At 70.1% G+C, this 22,397-nt stretch carries 25 protein-coding genes, 1 tRNA gene and 2 riboswitches; of the genes, 17 read left to right on the forward strand and 9 right to left on the reverse strand.

Translation table 11 applies throughout. From position 1 onward, the window contains the following. Nucleotides 1-12 precede the first annotated feature (12 nt). Nucleotides 13-1,719, reverse strand: coding sequence for an ABC transporter ATP-binding protein (locus ABN273_RS19850; protein WP_349450411.1), 1,707 nt, complete (start codon nt 1,717-1,719; stop codon nt 13-15). A 228-nt stretch (nt 1,720-1,947) separates the two neighbouring features. Here ABN273_RS19850 and ABN273_RS19855 point away from each other — a divergent pair, with 228 nt between their 5' ends. The 5 genes from ABN273_RS19855 (at nt 1,948) to ABN273_RS19875 (ending at nt 7,665) form a co-directional block, all read left to right on the forward strand. After that, on the forward strand, nt 1,948-3,324 hold the full coding sequence (locus tag ABN273_RS19855; RefSeq protein ID WP_349450412.1) for a DUF4331 domain-containing protein: 1,377 nt from the start codon (nt 1,948-1,950) through the stop codon (nt 3,322-3,324). A 161-nt stretch (nt 3,325-3,485) separates the two neighbouring features. Continuing rightward, nucleotides 3,486-4,688: a tetratricopeptide repeat protein gene (locus ABN273_RS19860; RefSeq protein WP_349450413.1), complete on the forward strand. Its 1,203-nt coding sequence runs from the start codon at nt 3,486-3,488 to the stop codon at nt 4,686-4,688. Further along, nucleotides 4,685-6,229, forward strand: coding sequence for a nickel/cobalt transporter (locus tag ABN273_RS19865; RefSeq protein ID WP_349450414.1), 1,545 nt, complete (start codon nt 4,685-4,687; stop codon nt 6,227-6,229). Before ABN273_RS19860 ends, ABN273_RS19865 begins: the two co-directional genes overlap by 4 nt. 60 nt (nt 6,230-6,289) lie before the next feature. Further along, nucleotides 6,290-6,865, forward strand: a complete 576-nt coding sequence (locus ABN273_RS19870) for a PadR family transcriptional regulator (RefSeq protein ID WP_349450415.1) — start codon at nt 6,290-6,292, stop codon at nt 6,863-6,865. Further along, entirely contained in the window at nt 6,862-7,665 is an 804-nt protein-coding gene (locus tag ABN273_RS19875; protein ID WP_349450416.1) for an SGNH/GDSL hydrolase family protein, read from the forward strand. Before ABN273_RS19870 ends, ABN273_RS19875 begins: the two co-directional genes overlap by 4 nt. Here ABN273_RS19875 and ABN273_RS19880 read toward each other — a convergent pair. Genes ABN273_RS19880 through ABN273_RS19895 form a run of 4 tightly spaced genes read right to left on the reverse strand, consistent with a single transcriptional unit; the run spans nt 7,632 to nt 9,977 of the window. After that, nucleotides 7,632-8,156: a hypothetical protein gene (locus ABN273_RS19880; protein ID WP_349450417.1), complete on the reverse strand. Its 525-nt coding sequence runs from the start codon at nt 8,154-8,156 to the stop codon at nt 7,632-7,634. The two genes, ABN273_RS19875 and ABN273_RS19880, sit on opposite strands and share 34 nt — an antisense overlap. After that, nucleotides 8,156-8,479: a hypothetical protein gene (locus tag ABN273_RS19885; RefSeq protein ID WP_349450418.1), complete on the reverse strand. Its 324-nt coding sequence runs from the start codon at nt 8,477-8,479 to the stop codon at nt 8,156-8,158. The genes ABN273_RS19880 and ABN273_RS19885 overlap by 1 nt, the downstream gene beginning before the upstream one ends. Before the next feature lie 3 nt (nt 8,480-8,482). Then, nucleotides 8,483-9,238 carry a hypothetical protein gene (locus ABN273_RS19890; protein ID WP_349450419.1) on the reverse strand — a complete coding sequence of 252 codons (756 nt, stop codon included), beginning with the start codon at nt 9,236-9,238 and terminating at the stop codon, nt 8,483-8,485. Nucleotides 9,239-9,281: 43 nt separating this feature from the next. Then, nucleotides 9,282-9,977 (reverse strand): FadR/GntR family transcriptional regulator, encoded by a 696-nt coding sequence (locus tag ABN273_RS19895; RefSeq protein ID WP_349450420.1) that lies wholly within the window; start codon nt 9,975-9,977, stop codon nt 9,282-9,284. A 124-nt stretch (nt 9,978-10,101) separates the two neighbouring features. On the opposite strand from ABN273_RS19895, the gene ABN273_RS19900 reads away from it, so the two are divergent. The 9 genes from ABN273_RS19900 (at nt 10,102) to ABN273_RS19940 (ending at nt 18,115) form a co-directional block, all read left to right on the forward strand. Beyond that, nucleotides 10,102-11,472, forward strand: a complete 1,371-nt coding sequence (locus ABN273_RS19900) for a glutamine synthetase family protein (RefSeq protein ID WP_349450421.1) — start codon at nt 10,102-10,104, stop codon at nt 11,470-11,472. Between the two features lie 9 nt (nt 11,473-11,481). Further along, entirely contained in the window at nt 11,482-12,825 is a 1,344-nt protein-coding gene (locus ABN273_RS19905) for an aldehyde dehydrogenase family protein (protein ID WP_349450422.1), read from the forward strand. A gap of 5 nt (nt 12,826-12,830) precedes the next feature. Next, nucleotides 12,831-13,595, forward strand: a complete 765-nt coding sequence (locus ABN273_RS19910; RefSeq protein ID WP_349450423.1) for a 3-oxoacyl-ACP reductase — start codon at nt 12,831-12,833, stop codon at nt 13,593-13,595. A gap of 15 nt (nt 13,596-13,610) precedes the next feature. Further along, the gene (locus tag ABN273_RS19915; RefSeq protein ID WP_349450424.1) at nt 13,611-14,303 is read left to right on the forward strand and encodes a gamma-glutamyl-gamma-aminobutyrate hydrolase family protein; all 693 of its coding nucleotides are present in this window, start codon (nt 13,611-13,613) and stop codon (nt 14,301-14,303) included. 112 nt (nt 14,304-14,415) lie between these two features. Then, nucleotides 14,416-14,513, forward strand: a riboswitch (glycine riboswitch). Continuing rightward, a riboswitch (glycine riboswitch) is annotated at nt 14,514-14,611 on the forward strand. It abuts the riboswitch before it with no gap. Between the two features lie 34 nt (nt 14,612-14,645). Next, the gene (gene gcvT / locus ABN273_RS19920) at nt 14,646-15,731 is read left to right on the forward strand and encodes a glycine cleavage system aminomethyltransferase GcvT (RefSeq protein ID WP_349450425.1); all 1,086 of its coding nucleotides are present in this window, start codon (nt 14,646-14,648) and stop codon (nt 15,729-15,731) included. Continuing rightward, nucleotides 15,728-16,117 carry a glycine cleavage system protein GcvH gene (gcvH, locus tag ABN273_RS19925; protein WP_349450426.1) on the forward strand — a complete coding sequence of 130 codons (390 nt, stop codon included), beginning with the start codon at nt 15,728-15,730 and terminating at the stop codon, nt 16,115-16,117. The genes gcvT and gcvH overlap by 4 nt, the downstream gene beginning before the upstream one ends. Nucleotides 16,118-16,174: 57 nt before the next feature. Next, nucleotides 16,175-17,551, forward strand: a complete 1,377-nt coding sequence (locus ABN273_RS19930; protein WP_349450427.1) for an L-serine ammonia-lyase — start codon at nt 16,175-16,177, stop codon at nt 17,549-17,551. A gap of 49 nt (nt 17,552-17,600) precedes the next feature. Further along, entirely contained in the window at nt 17,601-17,861 is a 261-nt protein-coding gene (locus tag ABN273_RS19935; RefSeq protein ID WP_349450428.1) for a type II toxin-antitoxin system Phd/YefM family antitoxin, read from the forward strand. Beyond that, nucleotides 17,858-18,115, forward strand: a complete 258-nt coding sequence (locus ABN273_RS19940; RefSeq protein ID WP_349450429.1) for a Txe/YoeB family addiction module toxin — start codon at nt 17,858-17,860, stop codon at nt 18,113-18,115. Before ABN273_RS19935 ends, ABN273_RS19940 begins: the two co-directional genes overlap by 4 nt. A 188-nt stretch (nt 18,116-18,303) precedes the next feature. Here the strand turns inward: ABN273_RS19940 and ABN273_RS19945 are convergent. Further along, nucleotides 18,304-18,386 (reverse strand) — tRNA-Leu (locus ABN273_RS19945). 120 nt (nt 18,387-18,506) lie between these two features. Then, nucleotides 18,507-18,980, reverse strand: coding sequence for a thioredoxin-dependent thiol peroxidase (bcp, locus tag ABN273_RS19950; protein ID WP_349450430.1), 474 nt, complete (start codon nt 18,978-18,980; stop codon nt 18,507-18,509). A gap of 152 nt (nt 18,981-19,132) precedes the next feature. Here bcp and ABN273_RS19955 point away from each other — a divergent pair, with 152 nt between their 5' ends. Then, a complete protein-coding gene (locus ABN273_RS19955) occupies nt 19,133-19,462 on the forward strand; it encodes a DUF3618 domain-containing protein (RefSeq protein WP_349450431.1) in 330 nt (109 codons plus the stop codon). Nucleotides 19,463-19,480: 18 nt separating this feature from the next. Here ABN273_RS19955 and ABN273_RS19960 read toward each other — a convergent pair whose 3' ends face one another. Next, nucleotides 19,481-20,674 carry an amino acid deaminase/aldolase gene (locus ABN273_RS19960; RefSeq protein ID WP_349450432.1) on the reverse strand — a complete coding sequence of 398 codons (1,194 nt, stop codon included), beginning with the start codon at nt 20,672-20,674 and terminating at the stop codon, nt 19,481-19,483. A 137-nt stretch (nt 20,675-20,811) separates the two neighbouring features. On the opposite strand from ABN273_RS19960, the gene ABN273_RS19965 reads away from it, so the two are divergent. Beyond that, nucleotides 20,812-21,411, forward strand: a complete 600-nt coding sequence (locus ABN273_RS19965; protein ID WP_349450433.1) for a DUF6286 domain-containing protein — start codon at nt 20,812-20,814, stop codon at nt 21,409-21,411. Next, nucleotides 21,412-21,903, forward strand: coding sequence for a hypothetical protein (locus ABN273_RS19970; RefSeq protein WP_349450434.1), 492 nt, complete (start codon nt 21,412-21,414; stop codon nt 21,901-21,903). Between the two features lie 6 nt (nt 21,904-21,909). On the opposite strand, the gene ABN273_RS19975 is transcribed toward ABN273_RS19970, so the two are convergent. After that, a complete protein-coding gene (locus ABN273_RS19975) occupies nt 21,910-22,320 on the reverse strand; it encodes a hypothetical protein (RefSeq protein WP_349450435.1) in 411 nt (136 codons plus the stop codon). Between the last annotated feature and the right edge of the window lie 77 nt (nt 22,321-22,397).

The raw sequence follows: 22,397 nt of genomic DNA on the forward strand, positions 1-22,397 counted from the left end.
GGGTGCGGGGCCCTAGCCGACAAGGAACTGGGTGGCGGCCAGCTCCCGGTAGAGCTCGTCCTCGCCGACCAGCGAGTCGTGCGTCCCGACCGCCCGTACGCCGCCGCCCTCCATGACCACGATCCGGTCCGCGTTCGTCACGGTGGACAGCCGGTGAGCGATCACCAGCACGGTGGTCTCCGCGGCCACCTCGGCGATGACCTCGCGCAGCCGCAGCTCGTTGACCGCGTCGAGCTGCGAGGTGGCCTCGTCGAGCAGCAGCAGCCTGGGCTTGCGCAGCAGCGCCCTGGCGATGGCCACGCGCTGCCGCTCGCCGCCCGACAGCAGCACGCCGCGGTGCCCGACCGGCGTCTCCAGCCCCTCGGGCAGCCTGGCCACCAGGTCGTCGAGCCTGGTACGGGTGACGGCACGGCGCAGCTCCTCCTCGGTGGCGTCCTGGGCGGCGAAGAGCAGGTTCTCGCGGAGTGTTCCGGCCAGCACGGGAGCGTCCTGCTCGACGTACCCCAGGGCGGCCCGCAGCTCGCCCAGCGGCCAGTCGCGAATGTCGCGCCCGCCGATCCCGATGGTCCCGCTCTGGTGGTCGTAGAAGCGTTCGAGCAGCGCGAACACCGTCGACTTGCCCGCTCCCGACGGCCCCACCAGCGCGGTCAGCCCGCCGGGCGGCACCTCGAAGCTCACCCCGTCGTGCACGGTCGGCCGGTCCTCGCCGTACCTGAAGACCACGTTGTCGAACGTCACCCCGACCGGCTCGGCCGTGCCCGCGACGGCGGCGCTGACCGGCTCGGCGGGCAGGTTCTCGATCTCCTTGATCCGCTTCATCGCAGCCAGTCCCTGCTGGAGCTGCACGCCGCCCTGGACGAGCTGCCCGATCGGCGGCACGAGGTAGAAGAGGTACAACAGGAACGCGATCAGCGACGACACCTCGAGCGCGCCGGAGGCGACCCTGGCCCCGCCGACGGCGAGCACCGCCAGGAACGCGATCTGCACCGCCATCCACGTCGCCACTCCCGCGAGCGACGTCCAGCCGGCGACCTGCAGCCCTCTGTCGCGGGCGCGCTCCGCCGCGTCGCCCACCACCGCGATCTCCCGCTCCTCCGCCCCGCTGGCCTTGACGGTCCGGTACGCCTGCAGCGCCCGGTCCAGCACGGCGCCCATCTCGCCCACGGCCTCCTGGGCCTGGGTCTGCGCCCGCTCGATCTTCGGCATGATCAGCGCGACCAGCCCGCCGATCACCACCACCACGAGCAGCGTGACCAGCAGCAGCACGCCGTCCATGGTCGCCATCATGACGATGGCCCCGACCAGCATGAACGCGGCGCTGACGGACTCGACGATCCCGTTGGTCAGCACGGCCCGCAGCAACGTCGTGTCACCGGTCACCCGCGCCAGCAGGTCGCCCGGCTTGAGCCGGTCCACGTCCGCGACCTTGAGCCGCAGCATCCGGTCGACGAGCCGGCGTCTGGCGCCGAGCACGATGCCCTCGCCGGTGCGCTCCATCAGGTAGCTTCCCCCGGCCGACACGACCGCGCCGATCAACACCGCCGCGGTCAGCCCTAACAGCGGCCCGGCCATCGATCCCGCCTCGCCGAACGCGTCCACGACGTACTTGGCCAGCAACGGCATCGAGAGCCCCGCGGCCGAGCCGATCAGGCCCAGCAGCCCGCCCAGGAACAGGACCTTCCGGTGCGGGCGGATGTAGGCGAGCAACTCCTTGACCACTGCATCTCCTCTCGCGACATATCCCGACTTTCTCCAACGAACGAGGCGGCACGATCCGCACCCCGCAGACAGGGTCAACCTAAATTGACGACCTAAGTATGTCAACTTTGGTTGACCCCTCATTCCTGAGGAGGAGACGACATCCGGAGGCGACACCCAGACGAATAGGGCGTCGAGGAACCCGGCCGGAACCTCGTACGACCGATCAGCCCTTCGAAAGGACCGAAAATGGAGCTCCGGATCAACCGGCGCGCTCTAGTCGGACTTGGCCTCGCCGCAGCGGTCGCAGCGTCGTCGTTGGCCGTGCTCCGTACCGACTCCGGCACCGCTTCCTCGCACCGCGAGGCCCCGATGATCGCGGGCGACCCGCAGCACGACAACACGGACGTGTACGCGTTCGTGAGCCCCGACAAGGCCGACACGGTGACCTTGCTGGCGAACTGGATCCCGTTCGAGGAGCCCAACGGCGGCCCGAACTTCTACCCGTTCGCCACGAAGTCCCGTTACAACATAAAGATCGACAACGACGGCGACGCCAGGCCCGACATCACCTACGAGTGGACGTTCCGCAACGAGGACAAGCGCGGCACCACCACGTTCCTGTACAACAACGGCCCCGTCACCTCGCTCGACGACCCGAACCTGCTCTTCCGCCAGCGCTACACGCTCAAGAAGATCACTCCCGCCGGCAGCAGGACCCTGGTCAGCGACGCCATCGCCGCGCCGAGCAACGTCGGCCCGGCCTCCATGCCCGACTACGGCACCCTGCGCGCCCAGTCCATCAAGAGTCTGCCCGGCGGCGGCAAGGTGTTCGCCGGCCAGTCGGACGAGGCGTTCTTCCTGGACCTGCGCGTGTTCGACCTGCTCTACGGGGGCAACCTGGCCGAGGTCGGCCAGGACACCGCCAAGGGCTACAACGTCAACACCGTGGCCATCCAGGTGCCCGCCAAGGAGCTGGCACTCAAGGGCGACGTCAAGCGCAACCCGGTGATCGGCATCTGCTCGACGACGGACAAGTTCAACGGCAGCAGGTACGTCCAGGTCTCGCGCCTGTGCAACCCGCTGGTGAACGAGGTCGTCTCGCCCGCCGGGCTCAAGGACGCCTTCAACGCCCTGTCCCCGGAGCAGGACGCCGACGTGGCGCCGCTGGTCAAGCGGGTCACCGACCCCGAGGTGGCCAGGCTGCTCGAGGCCATCTACGGCATCAAGGCCCCCGCGACCCCGCGTGCCGACCTGGTCGAGATCTTCCTGACCGGCATCGCCAAGCAGAACGGCCCCATCAAGGCCGACCTGAACTCGCAGGTGCTCAACAAGGACGCGGGCAAGCTGCGCCCCGCCGAGATGCTGCGGCTGAACATGGCGATCCCGCCGGCGAAGGACCCGAACCGCCTCGGCGTGCTGGCCGGTGACCTGCAGGGGTTCCCGAACGGCCGCCGACTCGCCGACGACGTCGTGGACATCGAGCTGCAGGCCGTGGCCGGCGCCGCGCTGACCGGCAAGCTCGTGCCCGGGCTGACGGACAAGGTGGACAAGAACGACAAGCCCTTCCTCCAGTCGTTCCCGTACATCCCGCTGCCCAGCAACGTCGCGGTGAACCAGCGCTAACTCCCTGACCGGCCTGCTCCCTCTCCAAGCAGGCCGGTCCGCCCTCCGGCGGCAGACCCCTCTCCCACCGTCTGCCGCCGATATGAGGCCGGCCGGCCGGGTCCCCGTCACGGCCGGCCGGCTGTCACCCCTCGAGGTCCCTCAGCACTGGAGCCTTGGACATGCGTTCCCTCGCCGTATTCGCCGGACTGGCCCTCCTCGGGGCCATGGCCTTCACGATCTTCTCGTTCTCGGCGGCGCCATCGGAGCAGCCGGTGGCGCAGGCCGAGCCGTTCACCGAGACGCTGCAGGAGCGGCTCAAGCGCCTGCCGGGCGACTACCGCGGCTGGGCCGAGCTCGCCTCCCAGTACGTCGACCAGGCCAGGATCACCGGCGACCCGTCGTACTACACCAAGGCCGAAGGCGCGATCGCCACGGCCGCCAAGCTGAGGGCGGGCGACGACGCGGTGCTCACCGGCCAGGCGGCGCTCGCCGCGGGCCGCCACGAGTTCGCCGACGCGGTGCGGCTGGCCGAGTGCGCCATCCGCGCCAACCCGTACGGCGCCGCGGCCTACGGCGTGCTGGCCGACGCGAAGACGCAGCTCGGGGACCTGCGCGGGGCGCAACGAGCGGTGGAGGAGATGATGGGCCTGCGTCCCGGAGTGGCGGCGTTCGCCCGCGCCTCGTACGCGGCCGAGCTCCGCGGCGACCTGGCGGGGGCCCGCAAATACCTGGAGCTGGCGGAGAGCGACGCCTGGTCGCCCGCCGACGTCGCCTACGCCCGCTACTACCAGGGCGAGCTGGCGCTCCACTCCGGCGATCTCACCACGGCGGCCGACCGGTACGCCAAGGCCCTGCAGGTCTACCCCGCCTACCCGTCGGCCCTCGCGGGCCAGGCCAGGACCGCCGCGCTGGCCGGCCGCCTGGCGGAGGCGCTGGCCCTGTACGACACGGTCGTCGAACGCCTGCCTCTCCCCCAGTACCTGATCGAGCAGGGCGAGACCCGGCTCAAGGCGGGCCAGACCCCTGACTGGACGCTGCTCAAGGCGCAGCGCAAGCTGTTCCAGGCGGCGGGCGTGCGCGACGACCTGACCTGGGCCGAGTTCGAGGCCGACCACGGGGACCCGGCGCTGGCCGTCAAGCACGCCAGGGCCGAGTACGCGCGCAACCCGAACCTCGTCGCCGCCGACGCCCTTGCCTGGGCCCTGTTCAAGGCGGGCAAACCGGCCGAGGCGCTGCCGTACGCGAAGAAGGCCACCGCCACCGGCTGGCGGAACCCGCTGCTGACATATCACCGCGCCAAGATCGAGCAGGCGCTCGGCCGGTCCGTCACGGTGGACGCCGGCTTCGACCCGACGCTTCCCGCATTGGCGAGGTTCTCATGAGACTGCTCCGGCTCGGCCTGCTGTCCCTCTGCGCGAGCCTCCTGCTCGGCACCCTGTTCGGCACCGGGGCCGCCCAGGCCGCCGCTCCCGTGACGCTCCACCCGCTGGGCAACTTCACCGTCAACCACTACAACGGCCTGCGCATCTCTCCCTCCGAGGTGCGCAACCTCGCCGTCGTGGACCTGGCCGAGTTGCCGACGCTGCAGGCCAGACCCCAGGTGGACGGCTCGTATGCGGCTCGCCGCTGTGCCGCTCTGGCCTCCGCCCAGCGGCTCGAGGTGGCGGGCGGGGCGGTGCCGTGGCGGGTGGCCGGCTCCTCCTTCGCGTACGCCCCCGGCCAAGGGGGCCTCCAGACCAGCCGCCTGTCCTGCCGGCTCGTGGCCGAAGTCCGCGCCGCGGGGGCCATGGAGTTCACGGACGGGTTCGAGCAGGACAGGATCGGCTGGCGCGAGATCACCGCCGTGGGCGACGGGGTGCGGCTGGTCCGCTCCTCGGTGCCTTCCGTGAGCGTCAGCAGGGAGCTGTACGCGTACCCCAACGACCTGCTGGCGAACCCGCTCGACCAGCGCACCGCCACGCTGACCGTCGCCACCGGCCCGAGCCTGCCCGCCTCCGGCGCTCCCGGCGGCGGCACGGTGCCGGGCGGGATCGGCGGCCCGATAGGTGACGCCCTGGCCGCCTTGGACCGGATGTTCACGGGCCTGATCGGCTCCGACTCGCTGACGGTCCCGCTCGGGCTGCTGGCGGTCGGGCTGGCCGTGGTCCTGGGGGCCGGGCACGCGCTGATCCCCGGGCACGGCAAGACCGTCATGGCCGCGTACCTGGCCGGGCGGCGCGGTCGCCCGCGCGACGCGCTCGTGGTGGGCGCGACGGTGACGGCCACGCACACGGTCGGGGTGCTGGTGGTGGGGCTGCTGCTGAGCGTGTTCACTGCGCTGGCGGGCGAGTCGGTGCTGGCCTGGCTGGGCGTGGCCAGCGGCACCCTGATCGCCGCCATCGGCCTCCGCCTCCTCCTGAACGCCCGCCGCCCCAGCCACGGGCACGGGCACGGCCACGGGCACGGGCACGGGCACGGGCACGGGCACGGGCACGGGCACGGGCACGGGCACGGGCACGGGCACGGGCACGGCCACGGCCACGGGCACGGGCACGGGCACGGGCACGGGCACGGGCACGGGCACGGGAGCGGGAGCGAGAACGAGGAGGGAGAGCGCGCGACAAAGCGGGCACCCCTGGTGGGCCTCGGCGTCGCGGGCGGCCTCGTCCCCAGCCCCTCGGCCCTCGTCGTCCTCCTCGGGGCCATCGCGCTCGGCCGCACCTGGTTCGGGGTGGCGCTGGTGACCGCCTACGGCGTCGGCATGGCCGCCACCCTCACCGTCACCGGCCTGCTCCTGGTCAAGCTCGTGGACCGCCTGGAGCGACGCGCCGCGGCGGGCCGCCGCCTGGCCGCCAGGCTCTCGGGCCTCGCCCCGGTGGGCACGGCCGCGATGGTGGTACTGCTCGGCGCGGGCCTGGCCCTCCGCTCGGTGGCCACCCTCTAGCCCCGGTAAGCCCGCTCCGGTTATAGTCATGTCCATGACTACTCATGGACATGACTATCCATGGCTCTGAGGCATGCCATGCTGGCGGCCCTGCTCGGCGGCGAGTACAGCGGCTACCAGCTCACCAAGATCTTCGACGTCGGCGTCTCCAACTTCTGGTACGCCGCCCCTCAGCAGCTCTACGCAGAGCTGACCAAGCTGGAGGCCCACGGGTTGATCGCGGGCCGGGAGGTCGTCCAGAAGGGCCGTCCCAACAAGCGGGTGTTCACGGTCACCGAGGCCGGGGCCGCCGAGCTGGCGCTGTTCGCCGCGACCCCGCCCAAGCCCCTGCTCATCCGCGACGACCTCGCCGTCAAAGTGCATGCCGTGGACCACGTCGACCCGGGGCCCGTGATCGAGCAACTCCGGGAGCGGGCCGAGGAGGCCGCCGTCAAGCTCGCCTTCTTCGAGCAGACCCTCCTACGCATGCGCGGCGACCAGGACGAGGAGACGTTCCTGCGCCAGGGCGAGCACGTGGGCCCGTACCTCTCCTGCCTGGCGGGCTGCCGCCTGGAGCGCGAGATGCGCGACTGGTGCCTGGAGACCGCCCGAACCCTGACCGAGCGAGCAGCCCACACACAGAGGACGAACTCATGACGTATGCCCGTTTCGTCGCGATCGGCGACAGCCAGACCGAGGGCCTCGGGGACGGCGACGACATCATCGGCCACCGCGGCTGGGCCGACCGGCTCGCCGAGCACCTGGCCCACGCCAACCCCGACCTGTGCTACGCCAACCTCGCGGTCCGCGGCCGCCAGGCGGCCCAGATCCGGGCCGAGCAACTGCCCGCCGCCCTGGCCCTGCGTCCCGACTTGGTCACGGTCATGGCAGGCATGAACGACATCATCCGGCCCGGCTTCGACGCCGCCAAGGTCGCCGACATCGTGGCGGACATGATCGCCCAGCTGACCGCCGCGGGCGCGCACGTGGTCACCATGACCTTCCCCGACATCTTCCGGCTCGCTCCGCTGGCCCGCCCGCTCCGGCCCAGGCTGCTCGACTTCAACGCCCGCATCCGCGAGGCCGCCACCCGTCCCGGGGTCACGCTGGTGGACACGTTCCCGCTCGACTTCACCGTGGACGCCCGCATGTGGAGCGTCGACCGGCTGCACGCGAGCCCGACCGGCCACGCCCGCTTCGCCGCCGGCGTCGCGCACGCTCTCGGCCTGCCCGGCAGCGACGACGCGTGGACGACGCCCCTGCCGCCCCTGCCCGCCCCGGGCGCCTTGCGTGCCGCGTCGGGGGAGGTGCGCTGGCTCGCCGCCTTCGCCGGCCCCTGGATCGGCCGCCGCCTCCGCGGCCGTTCCTCCGGCGACGGCCGCACCGCCAAACGCCCGCTGCTCACGCCGCTGATCGACGGCGATCAGTCGATGTCGGGCAGGTCGTCGGCGTCGTAGTCGACATCGCCGTCGTCCGCCCGGCGCCACTTGATGTCGTCCACCCATCCCTGCGCGAACCGACGGATTTCCTTGATCCGCTCCTCGCCCACGCCATAGGCCTCGAATGCCTCGTCGTCCATGAGGTCGACGAACTCCAGCCGCGCGAGCAGGTCATACACCGAGAAGAATTCATGGTGCATGGCGGCGAGTTGCTCGAGCGCCCGATAGGAGTACAGATGGGCCACGGCGGCGACGTCGATGATGTCGCGGGCGAGGCTTCGCTCGTGCACGGCGCGCATCTTCAACCCGACCGCGTCATCCAGCCCGAGCACGTTGGCCACGTCGGGCAGCGGCAGCTCCATGGCGGTTGCGAAGTCAAGGTCCTTGCTCGGCCGGTCGGTGAAGCCGTGAGCCTTGATCGCATAACCGCCCGCGAGCACCAGACCGTAGCGCTCGCAGACGGGCGACACGGCATGAAGCAACCGCTCCTGGAAGGGCGGAAAGTGCATCAGGCGCCACTCTCCCGCGGCAGCGAGAGCTTCTTCTCCCAGACGTGACGGTAGCCGGGTCCAAGCCCTCTCCTCAGCACTGGCCAGTCATCGACGAGGAGGTCTGCGTTCAGATACGTCTCGTAATCGACCCGCCGACCGGTGGTGATCACGGTGCGGTACATCTCCATCCGGATCCCGGGCTTGGACAGGTCGAACTCCGTCAGCCCCGACCACGCCAGGTGCGGCGGCAGAGCGACCACACCGCCGGCCGGCCCGTGCAGGTCGGCCAGCGAGTCGGGGACCTTCTCCTCGAGCCCCTCATAGATCGAAGGAAGCGCCATGACTCAAGTATGCCGACGGCCGCGCCGAGTGGAAGGCAGATCGTGACGCCCGGAGAGGAACTCCTGGAAGGCGATCTTGACCTTGATCACCGGCCGCCGCCAGCGCTCCTCGCGGCGTATGGCCTTGGCCATCTTGCGCGGTGACCGCTTGGCGAAGAACCAGTGGGCCCACGGCGAGCCGGGGCGCGCCAGCCGTACCGCGCCCACCAGCAGCATGGGCGGGACGAACAGGCCCGCCATCCCCGTCCAGATCTTGCCCTTGAGCAGGGTGATGACGGCCAGCACGAGGTTGGCCACGATCAGCGCGGCAGGGTTGACCGGCGTGCCGTAGTCCCAGGTCAGCGGGCGCAGGCCGATGAGGAGCAGGCCGGTGACGGCGACGGCGATGAAGACCGCGTCCACCGAGGTGCGCCCCTCCTCCTCCCAGTACACGTCGTGCAGGTGCAGGATCAGCGCGAACTCGTCCAGCACGAGCGCGGACCCGATGCCGAAGATGCAGGCCGCGGCGGCGTAGCCGGCCTGCGAGGCGGAGGAGACGATGAGCCCGGAGACGCCGCCCACCAGCATCAGTACGACGCCGAACACGACGTGGTGGATGTGCATCTCGCCCACGTTCACGTTGCGGAACCAGCCGACCTTCTTCCTGATCAGGCGGACGTTGATGCGGGTGGCGATGAACGCCACGATGAGCGTGACGAAGTAACAGAACAGCGGCAGCCGTCCTGTGGTGACAATGCTCTGCTGAAACCAGTTGCCCATGACTCTAAAAGAGATGGTACGAGCCGTCCGCCCCTTCCATGCCTCAGGACAGGAATGCCCGCAAAAGAGCTGCCGTGCCCTCCAGGTGCTCGCTCACCGCCCGGCGGGCCGCGTCGGGGTCGCCGGAGAGGATGGCGTCCACGATGGCCTGGTGCTGCACGGCGGCGTGGTCCAGGTTGACCTGGAGCATCGGGATGGCGTTCAGCAGGTCGCTGACCCGCGAGCGGGCGTCGGCGCACGCCGTGGCGAGCAGGGTCGAGCCGGTCAGCTCGGCGATGGACAGGTGGAAGGCCGTGTCGAGGCGGCGGTAGTCCTCGATCGGGGCCTCGTTCAGATCCGACAACCGGCGGCGGAGCACGTCCTCCTTCTCCGGCGTGAGGCCGGACGCGGCCAGCACCTGCGCCGCCCCGCACTCCACCGCCAGGCGGAACGTGAGCGCGTCCGACACGTCGTCCGTGCCCATCTCGGCCACGACCTGCTGCAGATCGCCCGGGTCCGGCTTGTACGTGACGAACGCCCCGCCGTAGCGCCCCCGGCGCACGTCGAGATAGCCGGCGTCCGACAGCGCGCGGATGGCCTCGCGCAAGGTGACCCTGCTGATGCCGAGCTGGACGGCCAGCTCGCGCTCCGGCGGCAGCTTGTCGCCGGGCGGGACCACGCCCAGCTTGATCGCCTGGAGCAGCCGTTCCACGGTCTCCTCGAAGGCGTTGCCGGCCCGCACCGGCCGTAACACCGTCATCAAACGCGCCGACTCGTCCAACGTGTCCTCAGGTCTTGACAAGAGATCCCGCTATACACCTCAATGGTCTAACACTAGCCCAATCAGCGGGAGAGCGCCTCAGCCCAGATCGGAGCGGGACAGCGTGAACGAGGGGTCGAGCACCGGGTTCCTTTCCGTCAGCGAGCTGCGCGACGAGGTGGCGGCCGGGCGCATCGACACCGTCCTCCTCGCGATCGCCGACATGCAGGGCAGGCTGCAGGGCAAGAGACTGTCCGCCCGCTATTTTCTCGAAGAGGTGCTGCACCACGGCTCGGAGGGGTGCAACTACCTGCTGGCCGTGGACGTGGACATGAACACCGTCTCCGGATACTCGATGTCGTCCTGGGAGCGGGGCTACGGCGACTTCGTGATGAAGCCGGACCTCGCGACGTTGCGCAGGGTGCCGTGGCACGAGGGGACCGCGATGCTGATGGCGGATCTGGCCTGGGAGAGCGGCGGCGACGTGACCGCCTCGCCCCGGCAGATCCTGCGCAGGCAGCTCGCCCGCCTCGCCGAGCGCGGGCTGGCCGCGTACGTGGGCACCGAGCTGGAGTTCTGCGTTTACGAGGACAGCTACGAGGACGCGTGGAAACGCGGCTACCGGGACATGTCGCCGGCCAATCTCTACAACGTGGACTACTCTCTGCTCGGCACCGCCCGCATCGAGCCGCTGCTCAGGCGGATCAGGCGGAGCATGGAAGGCGCCGGCCTGTACGTCGAGTCCGCCAAGGGCGAATGCAACCTGGGCCAGCACGAGATCGCCTTCCGCTACGACGAGGCGCTCAGGACCTGCGACCACCACGTCATCTACAAGAACGGCGCCAAGGAGATCGCCGCCCAGGAGGGCAAGTCGATCACCTTCATGGCCAAGCCCAACCAGCGCGAGGGCAATTCCTGCCACATCCACATCTCGCTGCGCAGCAGCGAAGGGGATCCGGTGATGGCGGGCGATGGGCCGCACGGGCTCTCCCCGCTCGGCGCCCGCTTCATCGCCGGGCAGCTCGCCTGCCTGCGCGAGCTCACCCTCCTGTACGCCCCCAACATCAACTCCTACAAGCGCTACGTTCCCGGCAGCTTCGCGCCCACGGCCGTCAAGTGGGGCGTGGACAACCGCACCTGCTCGCTCCGGCTCGTCGGCCACGGACTGTCGCTGCGCGTGGAGAACCGGGTGCCGGGGGGCGATGTCAACCCGTACCTCGCGGTGTCCGCGCTGATCGCGGCCGGGCTGCACGGCATCGACAACGAGCTGCCGCTGGAGAGCGCGTACGAGGGCAACGCCTACGACGCCGGCGCCGAGACCGTCCCCCACACGCTGCGTGACGCGCTGGCGCTGTTCGAGGGGTCGAAGCTGGCGCGCGAGACGTTCGGCGAGGACGTGGTCGAGCACTACGCGAACAACGCGCGGGTGGAGCTGGCCGCGTTCGACGCGGCGGTGACGGATTGGGAGCTGTTCCGTGGTTTCGAGCGGATGTGAATGGGGCGCATGAAGATCGTTAATCCGGCGACGGAGGATGTCGTCGCCGACGTCGAGCTGGCCGACGCCGCCGAGGTCGACCGGGCTGTGGAGCGTGCCAGGAAGGCGTACGGGAGCTGGCGCGAGGTGTCGCCCGGCGACCGGGCGCGGCTGCTGCGCAGGTTCGCGGACCTGGTCGACGAGCACGGCGAGGAGCTGGCGCGGCTGGAGCTGGCCAACGCCGGGCACCCGATCGGCAACGCCCGCTGGGCGGCCGGCAACGTGCGTGACGTGCTGCACTTCTACGCCGGCGCCCCGGAGCGCGACCACGGCAGGCAGATCCCCGTGGCCGGCGGCGTGGACATCACGTTCCAGGAGCCGCTGGGCGTCGTCGGGGTCATCGTGCCGTGGAACTTCCCTATGATGATCATGGCGTGGGGCATGGCCCCAGCGCTCGCGGCCGGCAACACGATGATCGTCAAGCCGGCCGAGTGGACCCCGCTGACCGCGCTGAGGCTGGCAGAGCTGGCCCTCGCCGCGGGCCTCCCCGAGGGGGTGCTCCAGGTTCTGCCTGGGGCAGGGGAGGTCGCGGGGGCCCGCCTGGTGGAGCATCCCGGCGTGGCGAAGATCGTGTTCACCGGCTCCACCGAGGTGGGCAAGGAGATAGCCGCCAAGGCGGCGCGGCACGTCAAGCGGGTCACGCTGGAGCTGGGCGGCAAATCCGCAAATATCGTCTTCGCAGACGCCGATCTCGAGAAGGCGGCGAAAACCGCGCCCTATGCCGTTTTCGACAACTCCGGCCAGGACTGCTGTGCCCGGTCCCGGCTGCTCGTCCAGGCCGAGGTGTACGACGAGTTCATGGAGCGCCTCGCGACGGCCGTACAGGGCGTCAAGGTCGGCGACCCGCTCGACGAGAGCACCGAGATGGGCCCGCTGATCAGCGCCGAGCACCTCGACCGCGTGCGCGGCTTCGTCCAGGGCACCCCCTACCTGCAGGGATCCTGCCCCGACGGCAAGGGCTACTGGTTCCCGCCGACCGTGCTGACGCCCGACGTGACGGACCGGGCGTTCACCGAGGAGATCTTCGGGCCGGTCGTGTCCGTGGTGCGCTTCCAGGACGAGGCCGAGGCCGTACGGATCGCGAACGACACCCCCTACGGCCTGAGCGGCTCCATCTGGACCCGCGACGTCGGGCGGGCGCTGCGCGTGGCCCGGGCGGTGGAGGCGGGCAACCTGTCGGTCAACTCGCATTCGTCGGTCCGCTACTGGACCCCGTTCGGCGGCTTCAAGCAGTCCGGACTCGGCAGGGAACTCGGCCCCGACGCCCTGGCGGCGTTCACCGAGACCAAGAACGTCTTCATTTCCTGGGAGTGAATCAAGTGCAGCGTTTGCAGGATCGGGTCGCCGTCATCACGGGCGCGGGCAGCGGCATCGGGCTGGCCACCGCGCGCAGGTTCGCCGCGGAGGGCGCCAGGGTCGTCTGCGTGGACGTCGACGAGGAGGCGGGCGTCAAGGCGGCGAACGAGGTCGGCGGCCTCTTCGTCAAGGCCGACGTGACCAGCGAGGACGACGTCGTCCGGATGTTCAGTACGGCCCACGACACCTACGGCAGCGTGGACATCGCCTTCAACAACGCGGGCATCTCGCCCCCCGATGACGACTCCATCCTGGAGACCGGCATCGACGCCTGGCGCCGGGTCCAGGAGGTCAACCTGACCAGCGTCTACCTCTGCTGCAAGCACGTCATCCCGTACATGCGGCGCCAGGGCAAGGGTTCGATCATCAACACCGCGTCCTTCGTGGCCGTCATGGGCTCGGCGACCTCGCAGATCTCGTACACGGCGTCCAAGGGCGGGGTGCTCGCGATGACGCGCGAGCTGGGCGTGCAGTTCGCCAGGGAGGGCATCAGGGTGAACGCGCTGTGCCCAGGACCGGTGAACACGCCGCTGCTGCAGGAGCTGTTCGCCAAGGACCCGGAGCGGGCACAGCGGCGGCTGGTGCACGTTCCCCTGGGGCGCTTCGCCGAGGCGTCGGAGATCGCGGCGGCGGTGGCGTTCCTGGCCAGTGACGACGCGTCGTTCATCACGGGTAGTGAGTTCCTGGTGGACGGCGGCATCTCCGGCGCCTACGTCACGCCGCTCTAGCTCTGGGGGATCATCGTGCAGCGTCCCGTCATCGGCATCACGTCGTACGTCGAGCCGGCGAACTTCACGGTCTGGGCGGACATGACCGTGGCGCTCCTGCCGTACATGTACGTGGAGCAGGTCGTACGCGCCGGCGGGCAGCCGGTCGTGCTGCCGCCCGCCGGCGAGCCCGCGCGGGTCCTGGAGCGCCTGGACGGACTCATCCTGGCCGGTGGCGGGGACATCGACCCGGCGAGGTACGGTGAGTCGCCCGGGGAGCACACCGGCTATATCCGGAAATTTCGTGATGAGTCGGAGTTTGCCGTGATCAGTGCGGCCCTCGACGCGGGCCTGCCGTACCTGGGCATCTGCCGCGGGCTCCAGGTGCTCAACGTCGCCCTCGGGGGCAGCCTCCACCAGCACCTCCCCGACGTGGTCGGGCACGCGGGCCACTCCCCCGCCCCCGGCCGCTTCGGTCCCATGCCCGTCACCGCCATGCCCGGCACCCGCGTGGCCAAGGCGCTGGGCGCCGACCCCGTGACGGTCCCCCACTACCACCACCAGGCCATCGACCGCCTCGCGCCCGGGCTCACGGTCGGCGCCACCGCCGGCGACGGCACGATCGAGGCGGTCGAGCTGGACTCGGCGCCCTTCGCCGTGGCCGTGCAGTGGCACCCGGAGGCCGCCGAGGACTGCGCGCTCTTCGAGGCCCTCATCGCCGCCTGCTGACCGCAGGACCCATGGCGACCGGGCGGAAAGCCGCCATTCACTTGAGGAGTCCATCAGCGGCCTGAACGCGACAACACCCCCATCACAGCACTAGGCTGACGGACATCACCGGCAAAACCGCGCGGGAGAGCACCCTGACAGCCGGTCAGGGTCCCTGAAGGAGCAAGCCCTCCCCGCAAACCTCTCAAGGCAAAGGACCGCGCGGCTGAGGTGACCTCTGGAAAGCAGGCCTTTGGGGGCCTCGCCGAAGGTGAAAGTCCGGCAAAACTCGGGCGAAGCTCTCAGGCATCGATGACAGAGGGGGAGGATGCTGGCATCCAATCCTGTCCAGAGGTGCGACAAATGTCCCGACCAACACCGCTACGAGACGTTCACCAGAGCCTCGGCGCCACGCTCACCGACTTCGCGGGGTGGCTCATGCCGCTCCGGTACGGGAGCGAGTCCGCGGAGCACAACGCCGTTCGGCAGGCGGCCGGGCTGTTCGACCTCTCGCACATGGGCGAGATCTTCCTGACCGGGCCGCAGGCGGGCGAGGCCCTCGACTACGCGCTGGTCGGCCACCTGTCGGCACTGACGCCCGGGCGGGCCAGGTACACCATGATCGTCAACGAGCGCGGCGGAGTGCTCGACGACCTCATCGTCTACCGGCTGGGGGACGGAGAGTTCATGGTCGTAGCAAACGCCTCGAACTACGAAAAAGTCGGTAATGAGCTGATAGAGCGTACGAAGGCGTACGACGTGGTGGTCGAGGATCGCTCGGACCAGTACGCGCTGATCGCCGTACAGGGGCCTCGGTCCCAGGAGATCCTCGCCACGCTCACCGACGCCGACCTCGACGGGCTCAAGTACTACGCGGGCCTGCCCGGGCTGGTGGACGGGCGGCAGGCGCTCATCGCCCGCACCGGCTACACCGGCGAGGACGGGTTCGAGCTGTTCGTCGCCAACCAGGACGCGGTGCCGCTCTGGCACGCGCTCATGGCGGCGGGCGAGCCGTACGGGCTCAAGCCCGCCGGCCTGTCCAGCCGCGACACGCTCCGGCTCGAGGCCGGCATGCCGTTGTACGGCAACGAACTCAGCGCCGAACTGACCCCGTTCGACGCGGGGCTGGGCAGAGTGGTGAAATTCGACAAGCCGGGCGACTTCGTCGGCAGGTCGGCGCTCGAGGCGGTCAAGGACGACACGCCGCGACGCCGTCTCGTCGGCCTGGTCGCGCGGGGACGCCGGGTGCCGCGCCACGGCTACCCGGTCACCAGGGACGGCGCCGTCGTCGGCGAGGTCACCAGCGGTGCGCCCTCCCAGACCCTGGGCAGGCCCATCGCGATGGCCTACGTGGACACCGGCGTCGAATCAGGCCTGGCCGTGGACATCCGGGGCAGCCAAGAACCTATGGACCTGGTAGAGCTGCCCTTCTACAGGAGGAACAAGTGAGCAACATCCCTGACGACCTGAGCTACACCAAGGAGCACGAGTGGGTGGCGGGCCTCGACGACGGCATCACTGTGACCGTCGGCATCACGGCCTTCGCCGCCGAATCCCTTGGTGACGTCGTCTACGTGCAGCTCCCCGAGGTCGGCTCGAACGTCGAGGCGGGCGACTCCGTGGGCGAGGTGGAGTCCACCAAGTCGGTGAACGAGATCTACACCCCCGTCGGCGGTGAGATCGTCGAGGTGAACCAGGTCGTCGTGGACGACCCGAGCCTGGTCAACAGCGACCCGTACGGCGAGGGCTGGATGTTCCGGGTGCGCGTCGAAGGCGAGCCAGAAGAAGTGCTCTCCGCCGAGGAGTACACGGCGCTCACCTCGGGCGAATCCTGATCCGTTTTCCCGGGGCCCCTCGCTGGGGCCCCGGCCCTGCATGAGAGGCGCCCATCAATGGCGATCAGCGTCTTCGACCTCTTCAAGATCGGCATCGGCCCGTCGAGCTCCCACACGGGAGGCCCGATGGCGGCCGCGCACAAGTTCGCCCGCGGCCTGCACGACGACGGCCTGCTCTCGCAGGTCGCGCGGGTCGAGGCCATCCTGTACGGCTCGCTCGGCCTGACCGGCAAGGGCCACGGCAGCGACAAGGCGGTCCTGCTCGGCCTCTCCGGCGAGAAGCCCGAGCTGGTGGACGTCGACTCCATCGACGCCCGGCTGGCCCGGATGCGCGAGTCCGGCACGGTCCAGCTGTACGGGACGCACGAGATCCCCTTCGTGGTCGGCCAGGACCTGATCTTCGAACGCAAGCTCTCCCTCCCTGAGCACCCGAACGGCATGCGCTTCACCGCGTACACGGCCGACGGCGAGCAACTGCGGGAGAAGGTCTACTTCTCGGTCGGCGGCGGCTTCGTCGTGGACGAGAAGGCCACCGGCGCCGACCGCATCAAGCCGGACGACACCGTCCTGCCCTACCCCTTCACCACCGGGGAGGAGCTGCTCAAGCACTGCTCCAACACCGGCCTGTCCATCTCGGCCCTCATGCTCGAGAACGAGAAGGCGTTCGGCCGCACCGAGGAGGAGATCCGCTCGGGCCTGCTGCGGCTGTGGCAGGTCATGTCGGAGTGCGTGCGCCGCGGCATCGCCAAGGAGGGCGTCCTGCCCGGCGGCCTCAAGGTCAAGCGCCGCGCCAACCAGCTCCACCGCCGCCTGCAGTCGGAGCCGGCCGAGAAGGACCCGCTGCAGGCCATGGACTGGGTGACGCTCTTCGCGCTGGCGGTCAACGAGGAGAACGCCGCCGGAGGCCGCATCGTCACCGCCCCCACCAACGGCGCCGCCGGCATCATCCCGGCCGTCCTGACCTACTACACCCGCTTCGTGCCGCACGCCGACGAGGAGGGCGTGGTGCGCTTCCTGCTGACGGCGGGCGCGATCGGCGTGCTGTTCAAGGAGAACGCCTCGATCTCGGGCGCCGAGGTGGGCTGCCAGGGAGAGGTCGGCTCGGCCTGCTCGATGGCCTCGGCCGCTCTCACGGAGGTCCTGGGGGGCACGCCCGAGCAGGTGGAGAACGCGGCCGAGATCGGCATCGAGCACAACCTGGGCCTGACCTGCGACCCGATCGGCGGCCTGGTCCAGATCCCATGCATCGAGCGGAACGCGGTGGCCTCCAACAAGGCCATCACCGCGGCCAGGATCGCGCTGCGCGGCGACGGCCGCCACTTCGTGGCCCTGGACAAGGCCATCAAGACGATGCGCGACACGGGCCGGGACATGCTGGACAAGTACAAGGAGACGTCACGCGGCGGCCTCGCCGTCAACGTGATCGAGTGCTGAACAACCCATCGAGTGGTACCATAATGTTGTACCACTCCTAGGAGGGGCCGTGTCCATTACTGCCAGCGAAGCCCGCCGTCGACTGTTCCCTCTCATCGAAGAGGTCAACAACGACCGCACCGCCGTGGAAATCGTGTCCAAGAGCGGTAACGCCTACCTTGTGGCCGCAGAGGAATACGAAGCGCTCCAGGAAACGGCCTATCTTCTCCGCTCTCCCGTCAACGCACGTCGGTTGATCGAGTCCTACCAGGAAGCGGTCGGAGGGCGTCACGAACGGCATGAACTGCTGGACGACGAGGCTGCGGGGTGAAGGTCTCATTCACCAGCCAGGGCTGGGAGGACTACGTCCACTGGCAGACGGCCGACCGGCAGATCCTCAAACGGATCAATAGGCTTATCGAAGACACCCTGCGCGATCCCTACGAGGGCATCGGCAAGCCGGAGCCGCTTAAATACGCACTGGCGGGTGCGTGGTCGCGGCGCATCACCGACGAGCATCGCCTGGTATATCTCGCCGCGAACGACGAGATCGTCATCCTGCAGGCCCGATATCACTACGAATAGCTGGCACATGGTCCACAGCGAAAGCCGGAGACCCGAAAAAACTGCCGGGCCGGACTGGGGCTGGAAATAACCGAACTCGGCATCAACACCAGCTATTTTTACCGTTCGCCGCGCCCGAAATCCCGAGCGAAACCGCCGGTCGCAAACAGCGACACATTTGCCGGACGGAGCAGGGCGAGCACGTGGTGTGCGGGCGGGGGGACTCGAACCCCCACGGTGTCTCCACCAACAGGACCTAAACCTGCCGCGTATGCCATTTCGCCACGCCCGCGCAGCCCCCGCCAAAGCGGGCCGCACATAGTTTAGCGCTCCGAATGGGCGTGAGGGAGCGTGTGTCAGCTGCCCCTCCGAAGGCAGCCCGGGCCCTCGGCGGAGGGCCCGCGGGTGGCGGTCAGCTCAGGCCGAGCTTCTTCTTCAACGCCGCCACATGCCCGGTGGCCTTCACGTTGTAGAGCGCCTGCTCCACCTTCCCGTCCGCGTCGATGACGAACGTCGAGCGGATGACCCCCACGACCTCCTTGCCATAGAGCTTCTTCGTGCCGTACGCCCCGTACGCCTGGTGGACGGCCAGCTCGGGGTCGGACAGCAGCGGGAAGGTCACGGCGTCACGCTCGGCGAACTTGACCAGCTTGGCCAGCTTGTCCTTCGACACGCCGAGGACGACGAAACCCTCGGCGGCCAGCTGGTCGAGGCTGTCGCGGAAGTCGCAGGCCTGCTTGGTGCAGCCGGGCGTCATCGCGGCGGGGTAGAAATAGAGGATCACCCGCTTGCCACGGTAGGCGTCAAGGGAGACGGTGGTGCCGTCGGCGGCGGGTAGCGTGAACTCGGGCGCGGCGTCGCCGGGCGCGAGCTTGGTGTCGGTCAATGTGCCCTCCTGAGTTCCTTTCCGCCAACCTACCGGCCCGGCCACCGTGCCGTACGGCGTGGCGACCTGACAGACTGATCACGACCAGAACGGACGGAGCTCGCACGGCACGCGGAGCGGGCGCGGCCCCGCGTACGGTCGAGAGGAGAGACATGGCTGACACCGATCCCGACGAGCTGGAGCGGCGGATCGCGCGGACGCGCGCGGAGTTGGCGCAGACGGTTGACGCCATTGCCGACCGGGTGAGCCCCAAGCGGGTGGCCGAGCGCACGGTGTCCGACGTCAAGAGCCGGGCCACGAACTTCGTGGTGTCCGTGGGCGACGCCCTGGGCGTGACGTCGCGGCCGGCCGTGTACGGCGACGACACCGACCAGGTGTGGGAGGAGGAGCGGCCCGACCTGGCGCCGGTGCTGATCGGGGTCGGGGCCGTGCTGGTCGTGGGGGCGGCCATCGTGCTCTGGCGCCGCCGCAAGCGCCGCTGAGCCCGGGGGCCGGGGCGTTCAGAGGAAGGTCCGGCCCTCGCCCCGGTACGTGGGCACCGACTCCACCAGGGTGTCGCCGTCGATGAGGTGGAGCGTGTCGAAGCGCTCGCACATCTCGCCCGCCTTGGCGTGCCTGAACCACACCCTGTCCCCGATCCGCAGGTCCTCGGCGGCCTGGCCGAGCAGCGGGGTCTGCACCTCGCCCGCCCCCTCGTCGGGGGCGTAGCGGAGCCCGGCGGGCAGGTACGGCTGGGGCAGGCGGCTCGGCCCTGGAGCGCCCGAGGCCAGGTAGCCGCCGCCCAGCACGGTCACCGTGTTCGGGGCCGGGCGGCGGACCACCGGCAGGGCGAACAGCGCGGCCGGGTGGCCGGTGAAGTGACGGTAGAAGTCGAACAGCCTCGGATGGAAGAAGCCCGATCCGGCCGCCACCTCCGTGATGGCCTTCTCACGCACGGTGCGCTCGACCGATCCGGTTCCGCCGCCGTTGACGAACTCGAGGTCGGCGATCTGGCGGACGGCGTTCACGATGCGGCCGCGCCTGAAGATGAGGTCCCGGGCGGAGCGGGCCTGCATGATGCGGATGGCGCGGGTGTAGGCGGCGTTCGCGGGCGGGTCGTCGCCGACTCCGGCGATCTGTGCCTCGTACGCCATCAGCCCGGCCAGCCTGAACCCGGGGCGCTTGGCGATGGCGGCGGCCAGGTCGGCGGCCTCCTCCGGCTCGCGGATGGGCGAGCGGAGAGCCCCAGCCCGAAATTTCCCGCCGAAGGCGACATATCCCGCGTCGATGTCGATACATATCCGGATCTCGGCCCGCTGGCGCACCCCCGCCACGGCCGCCTCGATGAAGTCCAGATGGGCGAGCGAGTCGATGGTCACGGTGACGTGCCCGGCCGCGTCGGCGTTCCCGGCCAGCTCGGCGAGCGCGTGCCGGTCGGCCGTCGGGTACGCCACCAGGATGTCGGTGAAGCCGTGCGAGGCCAGCCACAGGGCCTCGGGGAGGGTGAAGGCCATGACGCCCTGGAAGCCGTCCATGGCCAGGATGCGCTCGAGCACGGGGCGGCTGCGTACCGACTTGCTCGCCACCCGGATCGGCTTGCCCGCCGCCCGCCGTACCAGATCCGCCGCGTTGGCGCGCATGGCCGCCAGGTCGAGGATCGCGAGCGGCGGTTCGAGGACCGCTGTGGCACGGTCGTAGCGCTGGCGATCGTCCATATGAGCAGGGTAACGGCATATCCGGCAAATGAATATGAGCGCCGTTCACATTAGGGCCTGTCCCCGTAATGTTCGGGCAAACGGGCGGCGAGGGCGCGGTTCCGGCCACGCGGCACCCATGTACGTCTGTCGTTGTGATGACCACGCTTCAGCAGACAGTGCCCGGCGCCGCCGTCACGACGCGGCAGACCGGGCTGCGCAGGGCGAGAATGGCGCTCAGGCCGGCGCGTACCCTCCCTGGAGCCTTCGTCGCGCTCGCGCTGGCCGCCGGGTTGGGGGCGGCGGCGACCGAGGTGGTGTCGGGGCTGATCGGCCACCCGCTCGGCTGGGTCCCCGTGAACGAGCTCGTCGACCTCGCGGGCAAGACCAACTGGCCGCAGCTGTCCACCGCCGCTCTGGTCATGGTAGGGGCGGGCACGCTGATGCTGCTGCTGGCGATCGTGCCGGGCCGTTCCGGGCTGGTACCGGTGGAGACGTCCGACCCGCTGATCGTCATCGGCATCACCCGCTCGGGCCTGCGTCGCACCCTGCGCGCGGCCGCCCAGCAGGTGGCGGGGGTGAACAAGGCCCAGGTACGGCTGCGCCGCCGCACCATCGAGGTGACGATCGTGACGCAGGCGGAGAGCTCGGGCTCCATGCTCAGGCAGATCGGCACGGCGGTGGGTGACCGGCTGGCGGGCGTGGGCACGCTCGGCACGGGCGAGGTCGTGGTCCGGCTACGCAGGAAGGGGCGGTAGATGCGGCAGTACGCGGGCAACCGCATAGGCCTGGCCGTCGTGGGCGGGACGCTGCTCGGCCTGGGCGCCTACGCCTGGCTCCGCGGCCACGACCGCTTCTTCGACCTGCCGGCCACCGCCAAGGTCCTGCCCGCCCAGGTCCGCAGGACACTCGACGAGCCCTGGACCCTGTGGTCGCTGGCCCTGGGCCTGGTGCTGCTGTCCCTGATCTCGCTCCGCTGGCTGCTGCTCAGCCTCGGCTGGGGCCGCCGCCCCGTGCCGAACGGCACGGGCACCGCCATGCTGTTCGTTGGGCTGAAGAACGTGGAGGGGCTGGGCAGGGCGCACGTACGGGTCGGCGAGGACGGCCTGCGCATCGGCCTGACCTGCCCGGCGGCCGCGGATGTGGGGGCGGTGGTGAGCAAGCTGGACCAGGAGATCGTCGGCAGGATCCGCCGGGAGATCCGCAACGACGACGCCGGCACCGTCGTCCGCCTGCATGTCCGCCGCTAGCTCGGCCTAGCCGGTGCTGGTCGGCAGGGGGTCGGGCGCGGGCACCAGGTGACGGTGGTGCATCCGGCCCGGGTTCCAGTACGCGCCCCCGCGCACCTCGTCCCGGTGCGTGAAGTTGCTGATCGCGGCCACGGCACCGCCGCCGAGCAGGCCGCCGAGCACGAGGCCGATCAGGCCGGCGCCGAGGATCTGGGCCTGCTTCTGCCGGAAGAAGTCACGGTAGGACCCTGGAGGCGAGGGCGACGCCGAGAGCATGGTGGGCGGGATTCCGGGACCCGGCGGGGGCTCGCCGTACCTCAGTCTGCTCCGCCCCTCCGCACGGGGCTGGTGCAGCTCTTCGGTCTCCTCCGCGGGGGCAGGGTCGCGCGGTGCTTCCTCTTCACCGCGCGACCCGGCTTCGCGATCATGATCCGCCATCACGATCTCCCTTTACTCGCCCGCTAGAGGGGCGCTCCCAGGAACCAGGATGCCCAAATCCCCGTAAGACCGGCGTA

The sequence above is a fragment of the Nonomuraea sp. B19D2 genome (assembly GCF_040137845.1).
In the GTDB taxonomy this organism is placed as follows: Bacteria; Actinomycetota; Actinomycetes; order Streptosporangiales; family Streptosporangiaceae; genus Nonomuraea.